Raw genomic sequence first — 18,959 nt, 5'->3', positions numbered from 1 at the left:
TCAAACGCGTGACTTTGCGATGCGATGCAGCTTAGTCTGCCAAAATCTTCGCATTTTCACCCGCAGAGCAAGTATATGACCCCGAAACTGACCGTATTTTTCATTGTGGAGCCCCCCGATTATGAGGTGATGGCCTGTTTTCTTGCGGCGTCACTGCGCGAACAGTTTGGCGATCAGGTCGCGCTGGTCGGCTATTGTCCGGATATTAAGCTTGATCAAGTCTCGCCGAATGTCAAAGAAGTGCTGCGCCGCATGGGCTGCGAAGTGCGTCCCTTCGTGGTCGAGGGGCGATTTTCTCCGGCCTATCCGCATGGAAACAAAATTCTCGCCACGATGGAGCCGCGCGATACTGAGTTTTCAGCCTTCTTCGACAGCGACATTCTTTGCCTACGCCAGAACCGGGTTGAGAATATTATCATGGCGGGTGCGGTCTCGCTGACGCCCGCCGCCTCGATGAACTGGGGTAAAACTGACAATTGGAACCTGATCTATGACGCCTGCGATATGGCGATTCCAGAGGAGCGTATCAAATTGGCACGCCAGTCCGGGGAACGTCAGCGCATACCGTATTTCAGTTCAGGTTTGTTCAGCTTCCCCGAGCAATACCGCAGCCCAGATGGTCGTAGCTTTCCGCAGGTCTGGATGGACGTCGCGCAGACCATTGATGCGCATCCAGATGTTCCCGGAAAGCGACCCTATCTCGACCAAATTTCGATGCCACTCGCGATCCAAAAATCGGGGTTGAAATGGAATATTCTGCCAGAAGAACAACACTTTATTCTGGGCGGAAAACTGCGTGGTGATGCCCTTCCCGAGGATCGTGAGATTTTCACAGTGCATTATCGCCAGTTGAAGGTCCTGAAGGAAACCGGATTGACCGCGATAAGCCGCAAGATGTTAAAGCGACAAGCTGGGGTGAAGCGGATCGACAAAGCGGGGGAAGACCTGGACGATGATGAATAGCCATTCACGTTTAACTTGCAATTCATAATGTCTGAGTCATATTGAGATTATGGCACGTTCAAAACTGATCTCGGACCGTGATGTTTTCCAGCAGGTTCTGGCCGTGCTGCTGCAAAATGGCGAAAAAGCGGTGACGTTTTCAACAGTTTCTGCAGCGACCGGGCTTGCGCCAGCCACTTTGGTGCAACGTTTTGGCAGTTGCAATGAAATGATCTTAAGCGCGATTGCACAGGCTTGGGCCGAGTTGGACGACTTAGTCGAAGCCGTAACTCTGGATGTCGCGGCCTTGAACAAAGGGCTGGCGAGCCTGCTGAAATCGCTTGTTGGGCCGGTTGATCCGGGCGCGTTGCTGATGCTGAGTTTACGCGATCCGGCCTTGATCAGGCGTGCAAAAGCTTGGCGTCATAAAGTTGAGCAGGCAATTGCAGCGCGTCTGGACGACAGCGCGAAGGCGAAAGAAACGGCGGCGCTTATCTTTGCGGCGTGGCAGGGTCGGATGTTGTGGGATGCGGGCGGCGGCAAGGGCTTTCGGTTGGGCGAGGCGATTAAGCGACTTGGTTAACTATTTCATGATATAGGTTTTATATAGCCAGATCAGCACCATAGCACCAACAATCGCCCCAACAAGCCCAGCCAGCCAGCCGGTGATCACCACCAGACTGCGCAACAAAAACCCGCCGATCAATGCCCCTGCGATGCCAATCACCACCGTCGTTGGCACATCCGCATCAATACGCATCACCCGTGTTGCCAAAAAACCAGCCGCCGTTCCGATGATCAACAAGAACACCAAGCCCATACCCGCCTCCTTCATCCATACCGCCCATATGGGGACGATTGCTGAAAATGGAATGGCCTACTCCGCCGCAACCATGGCTCGGGCGATATGCGCAAAATCTCGCGACCAGACCATAGCGAAACACCATCGCCCAACTCGGCTGGTTGCGCATCAGTTCCGGGTGGCCGAGCAGCGGACGAATAGGTTGGATCTTTGCCGCAGGTTGCCACTGCACGCCGCGTCGCCACGCCACAAATTCGCTTAGCATCTTATATGGATAGGGCAATCCCCTGTCACCCAGCCGATCGCTGTGGACGACATCAAGCTTTCGCCATCCCGAAACTTGGTTCTGGGGGAGTAGATCACCACACCATCAGCGGCGGCCACGCGCCGTAGCGGGTCCGATTTACCATAACGGCCTTAACGATGACCCAATCCATGCCGCTTTCAGCATGATCAGCCGCGACTGTGACGATCCAGAATTTTTGTTCACGATCCATATCACGCTCCCGGTCTTACCAGCATAGGCCGAGGGTGCTGCCCGTTTCGATCGAGATCAAGTGAGGGTTTCGGGCATTTTCAGCCCATTCAGGATGTCAGCTGCCGACATCGGCCGCTTGCCCTCGCGCTGCGCCAGAGTGATCTCGACGGCACCATCACCGCAAGCGATGCGCAGCCCGTTCAGCACTTGTCCAACAGCGCCCGACCCCGTGGTTGCGCGCGAGCGCAGCAGTTTGATACGCTCTCCGTTAACCTCACACCAAGCCCCGGGAAACGGGGAGAGGCCGCGGATTTGGCGATCAACCAGTGCGGCGGGCTTTGACCAATCAACCCGCGCTTCGGCCTTGTCGATCTTGGACGCGTATGTGACGCCTTGTTCGGATTGCGGGATAGCCTCCAATGGCAAAAGGTCAATCGTAGCCGTGATCAGCTTCGCTCCAAGCATTGACAGGCGATCCTGCAGATCTGCAGTCGTCTCCTCCGCGCCAATTGCGGTCGCTTCGCGCGCCAGAACAGGGCCAGTATCAAGACCAGCTTCCATCTGCATGATGCTGATCCCGGTCTCGGTGTCACCCGCCATGATTGCGCGATGAATCGGGGCGGCCCCGCGCCAGCGCGGCAGCAAGGAGGCATGGATATTCAGACACCCAAGGCGCGGCTGATCGAGCACAGCTTGCGGCAGGATCAGCCCATAAGCGACGACGACGGCGAGGTCCGCTTCCAACGCGGCAAAGGCGTGTTGCGCCTCGACGGTTCGCAACGATACAGGGTGGAAAACCGGCAGGCCCAAGGCTTCGGCACAGTGCTGCACGGGGCTCGCACGGTCAGCTTTTCCGCGCCCGGCAGGTCTGGGAGGTTGGCAGTATACCGCAATAATCTCATGGTGTTGAGATAGCGCCTTTAGGATCGGCACCGAGAACTCCGGTGTGCCCATGAAAATTATTTTCATAACCGTTTTCGCAGCTTTTCGGCCCGCGTGATCAGCATTTTGCGCTTCACTGCGGAGAGATGGTCAAAGAACATTTTGCCCGCCAGATGGTCGATCTGATGCTGCACAGACGTCGCCCACAGATTGACGAAATCGCGGTCTTCGATCTGATTGTCCGCATTGAGAAACCGCACGGTCACGGCACGCGGACGCCGCACAACGGCCGATACGCCGGGCAGATTTGGCGAGGCCTCTTCATGCTCGCGGAATTGCCCTGAGGCATGCAAAATCTGCGGGTTTGCCATCAAAATGGCCTGACCACGCTGATCGGAACAATCCACCACGGCCAAGCTTTGCGGGATGCCAATCTGCACCGCAGCCAGCCCGTAACCGGGCATCGCATCCATCGTATCCACCATATCGGCCCAGATCGCGCGGATCTCATCGGTGATCTCGGCGACGGGATGGGCTGGTATGCGCAGGCAGGGATGCGGGTATGGCAGGCAGGATCGAGCCGTCATCTCAGGGTACTTTCGGCTAAGGCGCGGGCGGCAGGATCGAGGTGATCCAGCGTTAAAACACCGTTCAGATGGTCCAGTTCATGCTGAGCGCAGATCGCAGCAAAGCCTATGAACGTTTCTTCACAAACGACATCGGCAAGGTCAAGCCACCGCATCCGCACCGAAGCTGGTCGTGCAATTTGGCTGGTCATGCCCGGTAAAGACAGACAACCTTCAGGTCCAATCACAGTTTCTGACGAGGTCCAGAGCAGTTCTGGGTTGATCAGAACGCGCGGGGCGTAGGTGCCGTCTTTCCATGTGCAATCCATCACGAACAGCCGCAGCAAGACTCCGACTTGCGGTGCCGCCAGCCCACGACCGGGGGCGGCATACATGGTTTCCAGCATATCGGCAGCCAAAACGGAAACATCGCCGTTAATTTCTGAACAAACAGTCGTTAACCGTGCATCTGGCCAGATAATGATTGGCAAGATCGCCATCAGTACTCGGCCCCCGAGCGCGCGCGTTCCCGTTTCAGCTTTTCCATCTTACGGGTGATCATCTGCCGCTTCAGCGGGCCAAGATAATCAATGAACAGCTTGCCATTCAGGTGATCAATTTCGTGCTGCACACAGGTCGCCCACAGACCGGTAAACAAGCGTTCCTGCGGGACGCCATCAAGGTCCATCCAGCCGACTTTCACCGAACTCGGTCGCTTCACCTCGGCATATTGATCGGGGATCGACAGACAGCCCTCCTCGTAGCTGCCAAGGCCCTCCGACGACCACAAAACCTGCGGATTGAGCAGCGCCATCGGCTCGGGCGGGCCATCTTTGATGCAATCCATCACAATCAGCCGCTTCATCACGCCAATTTGCGGCGCGGCCAAACCAATTCCGGGCGCCTCATACATGGTTTCAAACATGTCCGCCGCCAGTGCGGCAATCTCGGCAGTGACCGCTGCGATTGGCTCGCAGGGCTTCTTCAGACGCGGATCGGGATGGATCAGGATATCGCGGATCATCTTTGGGATTTACGGCGCGGGGGCAAATCGTGCAAGAGGGTGGCGGGGATTCATTGAAAATGACCCTCAAGCTTCAACAATAGTCGTTTTTCCCAGTAAATTATGGGTAATCGGCACATAGTTCTGATTTATAAGCATAAGTAGGGATGATTTTCTGATAAGTTTAATTTAACTAGAACGAAATACCGAAACGCAGCAGGATAGCCATGACCTTCGACACCCCAATCAATCGCTTTGGAACCCATTCTGTCAAATGGGATTCGATGGAGGCCTTCTATGGCGTGCCGGCCAAGGACGGCATCGCCATGTGGGTGGCGGATATGGACTTCCGCCCACCGACCTGCGTGCAAGCGGCCCTCGAAGGCATGATTGCGCATGGCGTCTACGGATATTACGGCGATGACGCCGCCTATCTGGACGCTGTTCGCTGGTGGATGCAGACCCGGCACGGTTGGTCGGTGGAGCGGGATCAGATTTTCACCACGCACGGCTTGGTGAACGGCACCGCGATGTGCGTCGATGCCTTTACCAAACCAGGCGACGGCGTGGTGCTGTTCACCCCGATTTATCACGCCTTCGCGCGGGTGATCAAAGGCGCGGGGCGGCAGGTGGTTGAATGCAAGCTCGCTAATGTGAACGGGCGTTACGAAATGGATTTCACGGCCTGGGATGCCCAGATGACCGGCAACGAGACCATGCTGATCCTGTGCTCGCCGCACAATCCGGGCGGCCGGGTTTGGACGCATGCCGAGTTGCAGGGCGTGGCGGATTTCTGCACGCGCCACAAGTTGTTGTTGGTGTCGGATGAGATTCATCATGATCTTGTGATGCCGGGGCAGAAGCATACGGTGATGACAGCGATACCGGGGATTTCCGAACGTTTGGTCATGATGACCGCCACCACCAAGACCTTTAACATCGCAGGCGCACATTCTGGCAATGTGATCATCGCCGATCCCAAACTGCGCGCACGCTTTGCTGAACGGATGAACGCGATGGGGATCTCGCCGAACTCGTTTGGCATGTTCATGGCGACGGCAGCTTACTCGGCCGAGGGTGCGGCTTGGGTGGACCAGCTTTGTGCTTACCTTGACGGCAATGCCAAGATTTTCAACGCGGGCATTAACCAGATTCCCGGCTTGAATTCGATGCCGCTAGAGGCGACCTATCTGGCTTGGGTGGATTTTGCCGGCACCGGCATGGCGCAATCTGAATTCATTGATCGGGTGCAGAAACAGGCGAAAATCGCCAGCAATCATGGCACGCCCTTCGGTGCCGGCGGCGAGTCCTTCCTGCGCTTTAACCTTGCCACGCCGCGCGCGGTGGTGGTTGAGGCGGTGCAGCGGCTGCAAGCTGCCTTTGCCGATCTGCAATAGCGGCGGCGTTACGCAAAGGGGGGTGGCGGGGGCGCCACACCCAACTCAGGCTCTGGGCAGCAGTGCCACCGGGGCGTTTTCATCGCGGTAGTAATCCAGCGCAGCGCGGTCAGACACCAAGGTCATCCGTTTGAAATCGCAGATTAAATCACCATTTTCGACCAGTGAAGCCACGATCAGGCATTGAAAAACATGCCGCGAGCCATCGTAGACATCGACCAGACCGCGCAGGTGGGGGGTGAGGGCTGCATCCAAGGCGAAACCGTCGTGCCAACAGCGGATCACCGGAAAAACCGCCTCACCCACCTGCACGCGCAGCCGCGATTTGCGCGACGATTCGCGTTTGCGGGCTGCATCCAAACCGTCGCGAATGTCTTGTGGCAAGAATTCCAGCATCTTCGCCTCCACCGTTGCTGTTAAGATTGCCCGCGAACTGCTTAATTTTGTGACACGCTGAGAACGCGATAACGAAATGCCCCGCACACGTTGCGAAAATGTCGCGAATGGTGACATGGCCGAAAGGAAATGGCCCTAGAATCGTTGTTTCAAGGGCGCGGAATATGGAGCATCGCATGATCACTTTGGCCGAATTGCAGGATGCCCTGCCGCATGTGCAAGCAGCGCCGAAGACCGATGCCCCGATTCGTGGACTTTGCCTGCGGCCAGCGCTTGGTCAAAGGGTGTTCCCCGCGCAAATCAGCATGACCAAAGCCCAAGGCATTCCGGGCGAGCGTTGGACAACGACGCCTTGGATGCGGCTGGCGGATGGCAGCCCCGATCCGCGGATTCAGGTCTCGATCCTGCAAAGCCGGGTGATGGATCTGGTCTGGCGGGATCGCAACCAGCCGCATCCCGGCGATCCGATTGTGGCGGATCTGGAGATGTCAGAGGCCAATCTTCCGGTTGGCACGCTGATCCAAGTGGGCACGGCGGTGCTGCGGGTCTCGGATGTGTGGAACGATTCCTGCGCGAAGTGGAAGGTGCGCTACGGCACGGCTGCCTACACTTGGGTGCGGGCCAACCCACTGCTGCGGTTGCGCGGAATTTTGTGCTCGGTTGAGGTCGATGGTGAAGTGGGTTTGAGTGATCGTTTGCAGGTGATGCGTTAACCTTTGGCGCTACATGCCCTCGTCGCGCTGGCGGGTTTCGCGCCGCCATGCGACGCAGTGTGCGACCATGGCGCGGGTCAGCTCGGCCCAAAGCGCGAGGTTTTCTGGGGTTGCGCGGAGGGTAATCCGGGTCTCGCCTTGGGAAATATCCATCGGCGCATCGGGGTGCTGGGCGGTCCAGTCTGCGATTTGCGCCGGCGTTGCACGCAGCGGCCAAGTTTGTGCCAAGAGCCAGATGGCACCAATTTGCGTGGCGGTAAATTCGGGAAAAGTCGGGTCGCTGCGGGCGTAAATCACGCCACCCACAGCCTCTACCCCGGTGAATCCGGCTGCGCGCAAAAGGTGCTCCATCAGGCGACCAGTGCTTCGGCACGTTTCAGGTCAACCGAGACCAACTGGCTAACGCCTTGTTCTGCCATGGTAACGCCAAACAAGCGATCCATCCGCGCCATCGTCACCGCATGATGGGTGATGATCAAAAAGCGGGTTTCGGTGCGGCGGGTCATCTCATCCAGCAGATCGCAGAACCGGGTGACGTTGGCGTCATCCAACGGCGCGTCAACTTCATCCAGCACGCAAATCGGCGCGGGATTGGCGAGAAACACGCCGAAAATCAGCGCCAGCGCGGTCAGGGTTTGCTCGCCACCCGACAGCAGAGATAGCGTCGCCAGCTTCTTGCCCGGCGGTTGGCACATGATCTCTAGCCCGGCTTCCAGCGGGTCATCGGATTCGACCAGAACCAGCCGCGCCTCGCCACCGTTGAACAGATGGGTGAACAAAGTCGCGAAGTTGGCGTTAACCTGTTCAAACGCGGTCAGCAGGCGTTCGCGGCCCTCGCGGTTCAGGCCCGCGATGCCGGATCGCAGTTTTTTGATCGCTTCTTCAAGGTCGATTTTTTCCTGCGCCAGCGCGTCGTATTCATCGGAAACCGTCTTGGCATCTTCTTCGGCGCGCAGGTTGACCGCGCCCAAAGCCTCACGTTGCCGCTTCAGGCGTTGCACCTCGGTGTCGAGAACCTCGGCATCCGGCATCTTGTCAGGGTCAACTTTCAGCGTGTCGAGAAGTTGATCAGGTGTCGCGCCCTGTTCTTCGGCGATGCGTTCGGCGGCGAAAGCAACCGTTTCGCGGGCGGCTTCGGTGCGGGCTTCGGCACGGGCGCGGGCTTCGCGGGCTTCGCCTGCCAGCCGCTCGCCTTCGCGTTCCGTGTCGCGGGCGCTGCGCAGGGCGGCTTCGGCGGCAGACAAAGCATCGGCGGCCACTGCGCGCCGGGCTTCGGCTTCGGTGATCGCGTCGCTGAGTTCTTCGCGCTTGATGGCGATTTCTTCGGGGGCGGCAGAGGCCTCTGACAGCTCCTCTTGCGTCTCGGCGCGGCGCTCGGCGAGTTCTGCGATGCGCTTGGCCGCCGTGTCCAGACGGTGCTTCCAGCCCGACAGTTCCTTCACCGCTTCCTGCCTGCGGCGCACCCGCGCTTCGCCTTCGCGGCGCACCTCATCCTGCGCCGAGCGCCGCGACATCATGGTGATGCGAGCGGCCTCAACCGCCAGCTTGGCGGCCTCGAGGCTTTCGCGGGCCGAGTCGAGATCGGGCAGGTCTTCCTCGGCGGCCACCGCGGATTCCAAGCGTTCGCGCGCCTCAGAGGCCTCGCCTTCATAGCGATCCACTGACAGGCGGGCGGCGTCCAACTTGCCGCCAGCAATGGATTTATCGGCCTCAGTGCGGGCGGCCATGCGGTTGGCCTCGGACACGCGGGCATCGGCGGCGCGGCGGGCATCACGGGCGGTCTGGTCCGCACGGGCAAGGTCGGCCAGGCGGGATTGCAGCAGGGCATGGGCCTGCGACGCGCCTTCTGCACGCGCAGAAACTTCCTCCAGATCACGTTTCAAGGCGGTCAGGCGGTTCAACTGTTGCAAGCGCAAAGCGGCGGCAGAGGGCGCGTCTTCGGCCCCGGCGCGGAAGCCATCCCAGCGCCAGAGGTCGCCTTCGCGGCTGACCAAACGCTGCCCCGGTTGCAGATCGGCTTGCAGGCGCGGGCCGTCGGCGCGGTTAATGAGGCCAATTTGGGCCATGCGGCGCGACAGCACGCCGGGGGCCTGAACGTGGTTTGACAGTGGCTTAACGCCTATGGGCAGGCTTTGCGACCGGGCGTAATCGGGCAATGCGACCCAGCCAGAGCGTTTATCCGTTCCCACTTCCGGCGCGCGCAGGTCATCGGCCAAAGCCGCACCAATGGCCTTTTCCAGACCCGGCTCGACCACCAGCAGATCGAGCAGTTGATGCCCCGCTTGGGCTTCGCGCTGCACCAAACGAGTCAACGCCGCAACTTCAGCGCGCAGGGCAGAAGCCTCGCCTTCGGCCTCGGACCTTGCTGCGCGGGCTTCGGCTTCGCGGCCTTGCACCTCGCCACGGGCGTCTTCGGCGGCCAGCAGGGCGTCTTCAGCAGCTTCGGCGGCCTCGGCGGCGGCGGCTTGCGATTCTTCTGCGGCTTCAAAGCCTTCGGAGGCTGTTTCCAGTGCGGATTGGGCAGATAGAACCGCCTCTGCCGCCCGCGCGGCCTCATGTTCAGCCTTTTGCACCGTTGCTTTGCTGTCAGCCAGCATCCGCTGCACCGACTGGTGACGCGCGGCCAGACGGGCGGCATCTTCGGTGGCCTGCGACAAAACACCTTCGCGGTTGCTCAGAATTGCCGACGCTTCGCGCGCCAGATCGGAAGCCTCGGTCAACCGATCCTCGTGGCCGTCACTGGCGCGCAACAGCTGTTCAATTTCCCATTCCAGCCGCCCAATCGTCTCGCCCGCGTCGCGGTTCAGGCTGGATTCGCGTTCGGCATCGCGGTCAAGTTCGGCGATGCGGCCCCGCAGGGTTTCGATCATCGCGCGGGCGCGGGCCTCTTGGTCGCCCAACTGGTCGCGCTGCACCATCAGGCGTTGCAGGATGGCGGCGGCGATGGCTTGTTCGTCGCGCAAAGGTGGCAGTGCATCCTCGGCGGCTTCGCGTTGTTTCGCGGCCAGACGCGCGGCGGCTTCGGCTGCCGCAGCCTGGGTCAAGCGTTGACGCAAAAGACCGTCCGCCTCGGCACGGGCGAGTTCAGCCTCGCGCCAGCGGCGGTATAGCAGTTGGCCTTCGGCGCGGCGAAGATCCTCGCCAATTTCGCGGTAACGGGCCGCTTGTTTGGCCTGACGGATCAGTTGCGACAGCTGCTGCGCCATCGATTCCAGCACATCATCGACGCGCAGCAGGTTGGTTTCCGCACCCGATAGTTTCAGTTCGGCCTCGTGCCTGCGGGCATAAAGGCCCGAGATTCCAGCGGCTTCCTCTAGGATGCGGCGGCGGGCCTTCGGCTTGGCATTGATCAGTTCGGAAATCTGTCCTTGGCGGACCAAAGCAGGGGAGTGGGAACCCGTTGAGGCATCGGCAAACAGCATCTGCACATCGCGGGCGCGCACGTCCTTGGTGTTCAGCTTATAGGCCGAGCCTGCATCGCGGGTGATGCGGCGGGTGATCTCTACCGTGTCGGCATCATTGAACCCCGAAGGCGCGAGGCGGTCGGAGTTGTCCAGCACCAGAGCCACTTCGGCGAAATGCCGCGCGCCTCGGGTGGCGGCGCCGTTGAAAATTACATCCTCCATCCCGCCACCGCGCATCGCCGAGGGGCGGTTTTCGCCCATCACCCAGCGCATCGCCTCCAGCAGGTTGGATTTACCACAGCCATTCGGGCCGACCACCCCGGTCAGACCGTCATGGATGACCAGATCGGTCGGGTCCACGAAGCTTTTAAAGCCATTCAGCCGCAGCTTGGTAAAGCGCAAATGGATGTGTCCTGATTCCGTTGGAGGCGTATGATCCACGCAGCGCGCGTGCGAGTCAACTTATCGTCGCAGGATGTGGCAGAGGCGCTATGCTTATCCCCAAGATATTGCGGCGCGGGCTGGGATGTGGAAGCCTCCGGCGGGAGTATTTCTAAAAGAGCAATGGTTGTGGACATTGACCGATGTGGCAGACGTACCGATAGTTGGATGGAAGGAGCCTTGCCATGACCCCACCGGTTTCCGGCCATTGCCTGTGTGGTGCCACGCGGTTTCGCTGCACGGCTGCACCTTTGTGGCAAAGCCATTGCCATTGCGAAAGCTGTCGGCGGGCGTGTTCTTCGGCGTTCACCTCGTTCTTTGGGGTGGCCCATGGCGCTTGGGCATGGACCGGCGCTGCGCCTGCGACTTATGCCTCATCGCCCGGTGTTTGGCGTGATTTCTGTGCCACCTGCGGTGCGCAGATGGCCTATCGGTCGGATCGATATCCGGGTGAAATTCATTTCTATGCAGCTTTGCTGGATGATCCGGGCATTTACGCGCCCGAAACCCATGTGCACACCGATGAGATGTTGGCTTGGGTGCATCTGGCCGATGGCTTGCCGCAGAACTGATCCGGATTGCGTGTGATCTGACACGGCGATGTTGGTGCCAGATCCATCCTTCCCAGCTGGGACTGATTTGTGGTTTACGTCAGCTTCTGAGGGAAATTCCACAACATAGTGTGTGTGATGGCCCGTGACGTCACTTTGCAGCGCAGGAATGTACCCTACGTTAAGTCAGATGTGCCCGAAACGCCTGCACCACTTCTTCGTAGACCTTGCGTTTGAACGGCACGATAGAGGCGACCATGTCATCGGCCCCAATCCAACGCCATTTTGAAAACTCGGGGTGATCCGAGGCGATATTCACCTGCATATCCGTCCCCAGAAACCGGAACAGGAACCACTTCTGCCGCTGGCCGCGATACTTGCCGCCCCAGACTTTGCCCAACAGCTCGGGCGGCAAATCATAGGTCACCCAATGGTGGGTTTTGCCGACAAATTCCACCAGATCGGCGGTGACGCCGGTTTCTTCCCACAACTCGCGCAAAGCCGCCGCGCGGGGTTTTTCGCCATCGTCGATGCCGCCTTGTGGCATCTGCCACGCGGGCACCGGGTTGTCCAACCGTTGGCCTGCAAAGATCAGGCCCTTGGCGTTGATCAACACGACACCGACGCAGGGGCGATAGGGCAAGCTTTCGGGATCAACGGTCATATGCGCCTCAAATAAAAACTGCCGCGCCCCAAATCGAAGGCGCGGCAGTTGGTTAGCTTTGCACTTACGGCTTGGTCGCCACAGCGTTCAAGCCGCGCAGAATATCCACCGCATAGGCCAGCTGATAATCTTCATCGCGCAGTTTGGCGGCTTCTTCGGTGCGCGCCCGCTCGTCTTCAAGCAGTTTTTTCTCGTCCTCGCTCATCGAGTCATTGGTGATCGCCCCGCGCAAGCTGGCTTCTGTGCGCTGCTTGGTTTGATCCTCGGCCGCTTTTGCCTCGGTGCCTTCTGCCGCTGGATCGACGACCGGTTGGTTCACCACGATATCCGGCATCACACCCAACGATTGGATCGAACGCCCCGACGGTGTGTAATACCGCGCCGTGGTCAGCCGCATCGCACCCTCACCCTTCAGCGGGATCAGGGTTTGCACCGAACCTTTGCCAAAGCTTTTGGTCCCCACCACAATCGCGCGGCGGTGATCTTGCAATGCGCCTGCGACGATTTCCGAAGCCGACGCCGAGCCACCGTTGATCAGCACCACAATCGGCTTGCCATCGGCCAGATCGCCCGGTGTCGCATTCTCACGCGAGCTGTCTTCTGCATTGCGGCCCCTTGTCGAGACGATCTCGCCTTCATTCAGGAACGCGTCCGAGCTTAGAATCGCCTGTTTCAGCAAACCACCGGGGTTGTTGCGCAGATCAATCACGAAGCCTTTCAGCTTGTCCGCGCCGCCCGCTTCTTCGGTCAGCTTCTTGATGCCATCTTGGATGCCCGGATAGGTTTGATCGTTGAACGAAGACACCCGCAGCACGCCGATATTGCCGACCAGCCGGGCTTTCACCGCCGCCACTTTGATGGTGTCACGGATGATCGAGACATCGAACGGCTCTTTCACACCTTCACGCACCACGGTGATCACGATTTCCGAGCCAATCGGGCCGCGCATCTTGTCCACCGCCGCATCCAGCGTCAGACCCTGCACCGCTTCACCATCGACCGTGGTGATGAAATCACCCGGCTTGATGCCGGCTTTATCGGCAGGCGTGCCATCCATCGGGGAGACGACTTTGATATAGCCTTCTTCCATCGTCACTTCGATGCCCAAACCGCCGAACTCGCCGCGGGTTTGGGTGTTCATGTCATCAAAGGATTTGGCGTCCATGTAGCTGGAATGTGGGTCCAGCGAGGTGAGCATGCCGTTGATCGCGGCCTCAACCAGCTTTTTGCTGTCGACATCCTCGACATATTGCGCGCGGATGCGTTCAAACACATCGCCGAACAGGTCAAGCTGTTCATAGACCGAGGCGTTTTTCGTCGCATCCTGCGCGATCAACGGGCCCGCCACCTGCGTTGTAATAACGCCGCCTGCAATCGAGCCGCACAGTGCCGCGATAATCATCTTCTTCATCGGCTCGTCCTATTCCTCTGCTTTGGCGGTTGCCGCGAACCACTGCATTGGGTCCACTGGTTTCGCACCTTGCCTCAACTCTATGTAAAGCGTTTCCGTCTCGCGTCCGCCACTGCCTTCTGTCGATGGCGCCAGAAGATCGCCAGATCCTGCCGCTGCGCCGCCCATCAGGCCCAGTGCCGCACCTTTTGGGATCACTTCGCCGACTTCGCCATACACCTGATCTAACCCGCCCAATACCATAAGATAGCCGCCACCGGGTTCAATGATCATCACGTTTCCGTAGTCGAGCAGCGGCCCACGATAGCGGATGGTTGCGGCCCAGGGGCTGGTGACCAAGGCTGCGGGCCTTGTGGCAAGAGTCATACCGGGGCGGGTGACGCCGCGCATATCGGTCTCATCGGTTCTCAAAAGCAAAGTGCCCAGCGCCGGCAGATCGAGTTTGCCCTGCTGATCGGCAAAGCTGGCATTGCCCGTGTCATCCAAGGCAAGCCCCGCCGCGAAGGCTTCCAGCGTATCCGCCGATTCCAAAAGGCCCCGCAGCACGTCGGGGTCTTCCGTGAAGCGTTTCGGCAATTTGGTGCGGTCTGACATGGCTTGACTGAGATCTGATCGCGCCGTTTGCGCGGCGGCCAAGCCCTGCCCCAAGGTTTCCCCCGCCGCCTTTTGCAAGCGGCGCAGGTCGGATAGTTCTTGTAATTGGCCCTTCAGATCATTGACTTCGGCCTGCAACGCCGGGGTGACATCGGCGAGCATCATGCCAGACCGCACGGTGCCTAAGGGCCCCGTTGGGTGCAACAGCAGCAGTGGCCCCGGCTCGGCATCAATGCGGGAAAGCACGCCCAACAGCTGCGCAATCCGGTCGCGTTTGGTCTGAAATTGCAGCGTCAGCGCGGTTTCGCGCAACTCTGCCTGCCGCAAGGCTTCGCGCAGGGCCGCCAGACCTTCCTCATAGGCTTTGATGGTTTGGGTCAGCGCCGCAACCCGATCCTTCGCGCCCTCTGCCGCCTGTAAAGCGGCCACCGCCTGCTGCAATTCTGCACTCGCCTCAGCCGCATCTTCGGCCACGCCGGACGACGCCGCCGAGGCGGACCACATCAAAAGCAAGGCGGCGGTCAAGGCGACGGGGCGGATCATGCCAGCATAAGGCTCCGACCCGTCATCTCGGGCGGTTGCGGCAAGCCCATCAACGCCAGAATCGTCGGGGCCAAATCACCCAGCCGCCCGCCATCGCGCAACACCGCCCCCGCAGGCCCGCCGACCAGCACCACCGGCACCGGATTGACGGTGTGCGAGGTATGTGGCCCGCCGGTGACCGGATCAACCATCATCTCGCAGTTGCCATGATCGGCGGTGACAATCATCGCCCCCCCCTTGGCCTCCAGCGCCACCAGCGCGCGGCCCAAACCAATATCCACCGCCTCACACGCCTTGATCGCCGCCGTCAGACTGCCGGTATGGCCGACCATATCGGGGTTGGCGAAGTTGACCACGATCAGATCATAGCCCTTCTCAATCGCCATCACGAGGTTATCAGACACCTCGACCGAGGACATTTCCGGCTGCAAATCATAGGTCGCGACTTTCGGCGATTTTGGCATCGCGCGGTCTTCGCCTTCAAACGGCACTTCGCGGCCACCGTTCAGAAAGAACGTGACATGCGGATATTTCTCGGTTTCCGCCAGACGAAACTGGGTGCGGCCCTGCTTGGCCACCCATTCCCCCAAAGTGTTGGAAATGCTGCGCTTGGGGTAAGCCGTGGACATATATTCACTGTGATCGGTGGAATATTCCACCATCCCCAACATCGCCGCCCATTCGGGCCGATCGCCAGTGGCAAAGCCTGCAAACCCCGGAGCCGCCATCGCGCCCAGAATCTCGCGGGAGCGGTCCGAGCGAAAGTTCAGACAAAACACCCCGTCGCCATCAATCGCACCCTGATAATCGCCGATCACCGTGGGCGCGATAAATTCGTCCATCTCGCCCTTGGCATAGGACTGCGCCACCGCCTGCGCTGGCGTCTCGGCCCGTTCACCATTGGCCATCACCATCGCATCATACGCGCGCTGCACCCGCTCCCAGCGATTGTCGCGGTCCATCGCCCAATAGCGCCCGATCACCGTGGCAACCTTTGCGCCCGCTGGCAGTTGCACCATCAGCATATCGATGAATTCGGCGGCGGAAGACGGCGACACATCGCGGCCATCGGTGATCGCGTGCAAGGCCACCGGGACGCCCAGCGCGGTGATCGTCCGACACGCCGCGATCACATGGGTGATATGGCCATGCACGCCGCCATCCGACACCATGCCAATCAGATGCGCGGTGCCGCCGCTGGCTTTCAGCTTACCCACAAATTCCAGCAGCGAAGGATTGGTGGCAAAGCTGCCATCCTCGACCGCCAGATCAATCGCGCCCAGATCCATCGCCACGACCCGGCCCGCGCCGATATTGGTGTGACCGACTTCCGAATTGCCCATCTGCCCGGTCGGCAAGCCCACATCCGGGCCATAGGTGATCAGGGTAGAATGCGGACACGTCGCCCAAATCCGGTTGAAATTTGGCACATTTGCCTGCGCCGGCGCGCTGGATGTCGGATCTGGATTGATCCCCCAGCCATCCAGAATGCACAGAACAACGGGTTTGCGAGACATGAAGCGGCCTTTCCAATGCGTCAGATGCTTCTACCGCTGCGGGGGGCGCAGAGCAACGGTCGCGCATGGTTTCTGACTATAGCAGATCGCCGACTACGGGAATCGTAGCGCCCTCGCCAAGCCGCCCCGCTATGTCGATCTCTTCAACGCTGAGGAAATTGGCGTCGGATTCATAGATATGTCGGATTCCTGCAAGGATTGGGTCGCGGGTTGAAGGCCGCAGCGCACAATAGGCAGCGCCATGAAGTGGCCAGCGACAATCTAACCCGCCTGTGTTGTCGCCATGCGCGATAGCGTTCAGCAGCAAGATCGCCGTGCAGCCTTCAAAGCCCGGAGCACTTGGGACATTTGCGGTCAAGTTAACGACTTCACCCGGATACCAAACATCGCCCTCGGGAAAAATTCCATCGCGTTTGCCGATCACGTCCATCAGCGCGGCAAAGTGCGATTCCACGTCCTCGCCCCGGTCAGCTTGCGCCACAGCATACAATTCATCGCGGCGCATAGAGCGCGCGATGCGCAACAACGGCTCCGCAATCTCGCCGGATTGACGCGTCCGGCAATCGGCATCAGTTGGCAACTTATCCAGACTAATCACATTAAATTCGACCGCCCGGCGCAACCCATTCGCGACCGCCGCCCGCAAAGTCGCAGGCCAATCGCGCAGGTGCTTGCAGGCTTCGTCCCAAGCCTCGGTCAGCAATCCAGAAACCTGCCGCCGTTGCAGCACATCCGCCAGCAGCACCACCACCGCCAGATCAAAGCCCTCGGCTCGGGTGATCGCAATCGTCTCAAGCCCGTCCAGCAATGCCAAAGTCTTATCACGCTGAAACCGGAAGTTGTCATCGCGCAGCAGCGCAAATGCCTCGCCCGTCTCGCGCAAACCAAGCACTGACGCCGCAGCCACCGCCGCCAAATGCTGCGCCAGCAAAGGTTTCACATGATGGATAAGGTCGCTGACCGCCTGCATGGTGCGAAAATCGTTGCTCATCGCCGTCTCCCTCAAGCCCGATGATACGGCCCGCCGCCGAGAATCGTTGCCGCCCGGTACAGCTGTTCGGCCAGCATCACCCGCACCAGCATATGCGGCCAGACCATGCGGCCAAAGCTAAGCGAAAACCCCGCCTTCGCCCGCAGGCTGGGATCAATCCCATCCGCGCCGCCGATCACAAAGGCCACATCTTGCCGCCCGCCATCGCGCCAGCCCGCCAGCATTTCGGCGAACTCTGGACTGCTTAGCACGCGGCCACGCTCGTCCAGCGTCGCAATCAGCGCGCCCGTTGGAATTGCCCGCTCCAGCAAAACAGCTTCTGCCGCCATGCCAAGGTTCTTCTTATCCTCAACCTCAAGTTCCGACACCGGGCCAAGGCTTAACGCCCGCCCGGTCCGGTCCATCCGCGTATAATAGTCATCGACCAGATCGCGCTCGGGACCAGCCCTCAGCCGCCCCACCGCACAAACATGCAGCCGCAAGGGTTATGCCCCGCGATGCGCGCTGCCCGGAAGCCACATCTTTTCAAGATCATAGAACTCGCGCACTTCGGGACGGAAGACGTGGACGATGACATCGCCCGCATCAATCAGCACCCAATCGCCGGTCTCTTTGCCTTCCATCTTGGCCGACAGGTGGAACTGCTCTTTCAAGCGATCCGCCAGTTTTTCGGAAATCGACGCCACTTGCCGCGACGAGCGGCCCGAGCAGATCACCATATAGTCAGCGACATCCGAGCGCCCGCGCAGATCAATCTGCACGATCTCTTCGGCTTTGTCGTCATCGACCGAGGCCAGCACAGAAGCCAGCAGATCTTCGGCGGTGTAATCGTCAGAGGCGCGGGTGGCGCGCGGGCCAACCGGAAGGCCGGTGGCGGGATCAGAATGCGACAGGACAACGTCCTCCAATTAGCGCGCCGATGCGGCCCCGGCACAGGGATATCACCAGCCTATCATTGCAGGGCAACAATCTCAACGGCAGGCGAAGGCGCGCGTCTATCCTGCCAAGCGGCGTTTCGCAAGGGCTTGGCTTGGCTTTAGGACAGCAGGGTTGACCAAAAAACAGGCGCCAAGCTATGCGATCAACGCATGACGGCAATACTTATCGCATAACTACTCATTCATGCTGCGATGCAGCATATCACAGGCAGGGAGGAACCAACGGAGTAAACACTATGAACAAGTTCCTTAAACTGCTGCCACGTCGCAAAACCCGCCATGAGGCAGAACTTGAATATCTGAATGGTGCTGTCAGCATCTATGATCTGGAATGCCGTGAGCGCGAGATCGAGCGCGGACGTTTCGCCCAGTTCTGATGATGCGGCTCTGATCATCCAGTTCTGATCACCTGACCACGCTACCGACGACACCCTAAATCTGCATCGGGGGCGCACCCGCCCCCGGATGCCCAAGCTGACCGCTCCATCTTGGCCACACTCCTCTACATGCCGCGACCTCGACCCTTGCTTGCAAGGCGCTATGGGCGTATATCCGCCGCATGATCCGGTTTTTTGACATCGCTGACCATGACCGCCTGCCGTGGCGGTTCTACGGGGCCACCCGCTCTATTCTAGCGCGCGTCTGATCGGTAAACCCGGGCGTCCAGTGATGGGAAAACGCCCCGCCTCACGCCTTTCCCCTTTCCAAACCTGAGGATGAGCCAGC

22 protein-coding genes are annotated in these 18,959 nt (G+C 59.8%); 6 read left to right on the top strand and 16 right to left on the bottom strand.

Translation table 11 applies throughout. The features are described from left to right. Positions 1-75: 75 nt before the first annotated feature. Positions 76-963 carry a hypothetical protein gene (locus tag Q7V03_RS16995; protein ID WP_304926781.1) on the top strand — a complete coding sequence of 296 codons (888 nt, stop codon included), beginning with the start codon at positions 76-78 and terminating at the stop codon, positions 961-963. A gap of 49 nt (positions 964-1,012) precedes the next feature. Further along, complete coding sequence (locus Q7V03_RS16990; protein ID WP_304926780.1) at positions 1,013-1,525, top strand: transcriptional regulator; 513 nt, start codon at positions 1,013-1,015, stop codon at positions 1,523-1,525. Here Q7V03_RS16990 and Q7V03_RS16985 read toward each other — a convergent pair whose 3' ends face one another. The 6 genes from Q7V03_RS16985 to def (Q7V03_RS16960) all read right to left on the bottom strand — a co-directional run bounded on the left by Q7V03_RS16985 (position 1,526) and on the right by def (Q7V03_RS16960) (position 4,694). Continuing rightward, complete coding sequence (locus Q7V03_RS16985; RefSeq protein WP_304926779.1) at positions 1,526-1,762, bottom strand: GlsB/YeaQ/YmgE family stress response membrane protein; 237 nt, start codon at positions 1,760-1,762, stop codon at positions 1,526-1,528. Positions 1,763-2,103: 341 nt separating this feature from the next. Next, positions 2,104-2,241 (bottom strand): hypothetical protein, encoded by a 138-nt coding sequence (locus Q7V03_RS16980; protein WP_304926778.1) that lies wholly within the window; start codon positions 2,239-2,241, stop codon positions 2,104-2,106. Between the two features lie 56 nt (positions 2,242-2,297). Then, the gene (gene fmt, locus Q7V03_RS16975; RefSeq protein ID WP_304926777.1) at positions 2,298-3,191 is read right to left on the bottom strand and encodes a methionyl-tRNA formyltransferase; all 894 of its coding nucleotides are present in this window, start codon (positions 3,189-3,191) and stop codon (positions 2,298-2,300) included. After that, entirely contained in the window at positions 3,188-3,691 is a 504-nt protein-coding gene (def, locus tag Q7V03_RS16970; protein ID WP_304926776.1) for a peptide deformylase, read from the bottom strand. Before def (Q7V03_RS16970) ends, fmt begins: the two co-directional genes overlap by 4 nt. After that, a complete protein-coding gene (def, locus tag Q7V03_RS16965) occupies positions 3,688-4,170 on the bottom strand; it encodes a peptide deformylase (protein WP_304926775.1) in 483 nt (160 codons plus the stop codon). Before def (Q7V03_RS16965) ends, def (Q7V03_RS16970) begins: the two co-directional genes overlap by 4 nt. Continuing rightward, the gene (gene def / locus Q7V03_RS16960; protein WP_304926774.1) at positions 4,170-4,694 is read right to left on the bottom strand and encodes a peptide deformylase; all 525 of its coding nucleotides are present in this window, start codon (positions 4,692-4,694) and stop codon (positions 4,170-4,172) included. Before def (Q7V03_RS16960) ends, def (Q7V03_RS16965) begins: the two co-directional genes overlap by 1 nt. Before the next feature lie 206 nt (positions 4,695-4,900). Between def (Q7V03_RS16960) and Q7V03_RS16955 the strand changes: the two genes are divergently transcribed. Then, a complete protein-coding gene (locus Q7V03_RS16955) occupies positions 4,901-6,070 on the top strand; it encodes a MalY/PatB family protein (RefSeq protein WP_304926773.1) in 1,170 nt (389 codons plus the stop codon). 45 nt (positions 6,071-6,115) lie between these two features. Here Q7V03_RS16955 and Q7V03_RS16950 read toward each other — a convergent pair whose 3' ends face one another. Beyond that, positions 6,116-6,466, bottom strand: a complete 351-nt coding sequence (locus Q7V03_RS16950; protein WP_304926772.1) for a hypothetical protein — start codon at positions 6,464-6,466, stop codon at positions 6,116-6,118. Positions 6,467-6,642: 176 nt separating this feature from the next. On the opposite strand from Q7V03_RS16950, the gene Q7V03_RS16945 reads away from it, so the two are divergent. After that, the gene (locus Q7V03_RS16945) at positions 6,643-7,179 is read left to right on the top strand and encodes a hypothetical protein (RefSeq protein ID WP_304926771.1); all 537 of its coding nucleotides are present in this window, start codon (positions 6,643-6,645) and stop codon (positions 7,177-7,179) included. A 9-nt stretch (positions 7,180-7,188) separates the two neighbouring features. On the opposite strand, the gene Q7V03_RS16940 is transcribed toward Q7V03_RS16945, so the two are convergent. Then, complete coding sequence (locus Q7V03_RS16940; protein ID WP_304926770.1) at positions 7,189-7,518, bottom strand: hypothetical protein; 330 nt, start codon at positions 7,516-7,518, stop codon at positions 7,189-7,191. Positions 7,519-7,529: 11 nt separating this feature from the next. Then, complete coding sequence (gene smc / locus Q7V03_RS16935; protein ID WP_304926769.1) at positions 7,530-10,985, bottom strand: chromosome segregation protein SMC; 3,456 nt, start codon at positions 10,983-10,985, stop codon at positions 7,530-7,532. Between the two features lie 224 nt (positions 10,986-11,209). Between smc and Q7V03_RS16930 the strand changes: the two genes are divergently transcribed. Further along, positions 11,210-11,596, top strand: coding sequence for a GFA family protein (locus Q7V03_RS16930; protein ID WP_304926768.1), 387 nt, complete (start codon positions 11,210-11,212; stop codon positions 11,594-11,596). 160 nt (positions 11,597-11,756) lie between these two features. Here Q7V03_RS16930 and Q7V03_RS16925 read toward each other — a convergent pair whose 3' ends face one another. The 7 genes from Q7V03_RS16925 to rsfS form a co-directional block, all read right to left on the bottom strand. Next, complete coding sequence (locus Q7V03_RS16925) at positions 11,757-12,239, bottom strand: RNA pyrophosphohydrolase (RefSeq protein ID WP_304926767.1); 483 nt, start codon at positions 12,237-12,239, stop codon at positions 11,757-11,759. Positions 12,240-12,303: 64 nt separating this feature from the next. Next, entirely contained in the window at positions 12,304-13,650 is a 1,347-nt protein-coding gene (locus Q7V03_RS16920; RefSeq protein ID WP_304926766.1) for a S41 family peptidase, read from the bottom strand. 9 nt (positions 13,651-13,659) lie between these two features. Beyond that, positions 13,660-14,787 (bottom strand): murein hydrolase activator EnvC, encoded by a 1,128-nt coding sequence (locus tag Q7V03_RS16915; RefSeq protein WP_304926765.1) that lies wholly within the window; start codon positions 14,785-14,787, stop codon positions 13,660-13,662. Continuing rightward, positions 14,784-16,304 carry a 2,3-bisphosphoglycerate-independent phosphoglycerate mutase gene (gpmI, locus tag Q7V03_RS16910; RefSeq protein ID WP_304926764.1) on the bottom strand — a complete coding sequence of 507 codons (1,521 nt, stop codon included), beginning with the start codon at positions 16,302-16,304 and terminating at the stop codon, positions 14,784-14,786. Before gpmI ends, Q7V03_RS16915 begins: the two co-directional genes overlap by 4 nt. Before the next feature lie 76 nt (positions 16,305-16,380). Continuing rightward, on the bottom strand, positions 16,381-17,295 hold the full coding sequence (locus Q7V03_RS16905) for a hypothetical protein (RefSeq protein WP_304926763.1): 915 nt from the start codon (positions 17,293-17,295) through the stop codon (positions 16,381-16,383). Between the two features lie 11 nt (positions 17,296-17,306). Then, a complete protein-coding gene (rlmH, locus tag Q7V03_RS16900; protein ID WP_304926762.1) occupies positions 17,307-17,777 on the bottom strand; it encodes a 23S rRNA (pseudouridine(1915)-N(3))-methyltransferase RlmH in 471 nt (156 codons plus the stop codon). A gap of 3 nt (positions 17,778-17,780) precedes the next feature. Next, complete coding sequence (rsfS, locus tag Q7V03_RS16895; protein WP_370651158.1) at positions 17,781-18,095, bottom strand: ribosome silencing factor; 315 nt, start codon at positions 18,093-18,095, stop codon at positions 17,781-17,783. 374 nt (positions 18,096-18,469) lie between these two features. On the opposite strand from rsfS, the gene Q7V03_RS16890 reads away from it, so the two are divergent. Next, on the top strand, positions 18,470-18,610 hold the full coding sequence (locus Q7V03_RS16890; protein ID WP_304926761.1) for a hypothetical protein: 141 nt from the start codon (positions 18,470-18,472) through the stop codon (positions 18,608-18,610). Positions 18,611-18,959: the final 349 nt, after the last annotated feature.

Origin of the sequence: Cypionkella sp., assembly GCF_030652235.1 — a bacterium.
Taxonomy (GTDB): domain Bacteria; phylum Pseudomonadota; class Alphaproteobacteria; order Rhodobacterales; family Rhodobacteraceae; genus Cypionkella.
This window is presented reverse-complemented; position numbering and strand designations above follow the sequence as displayed.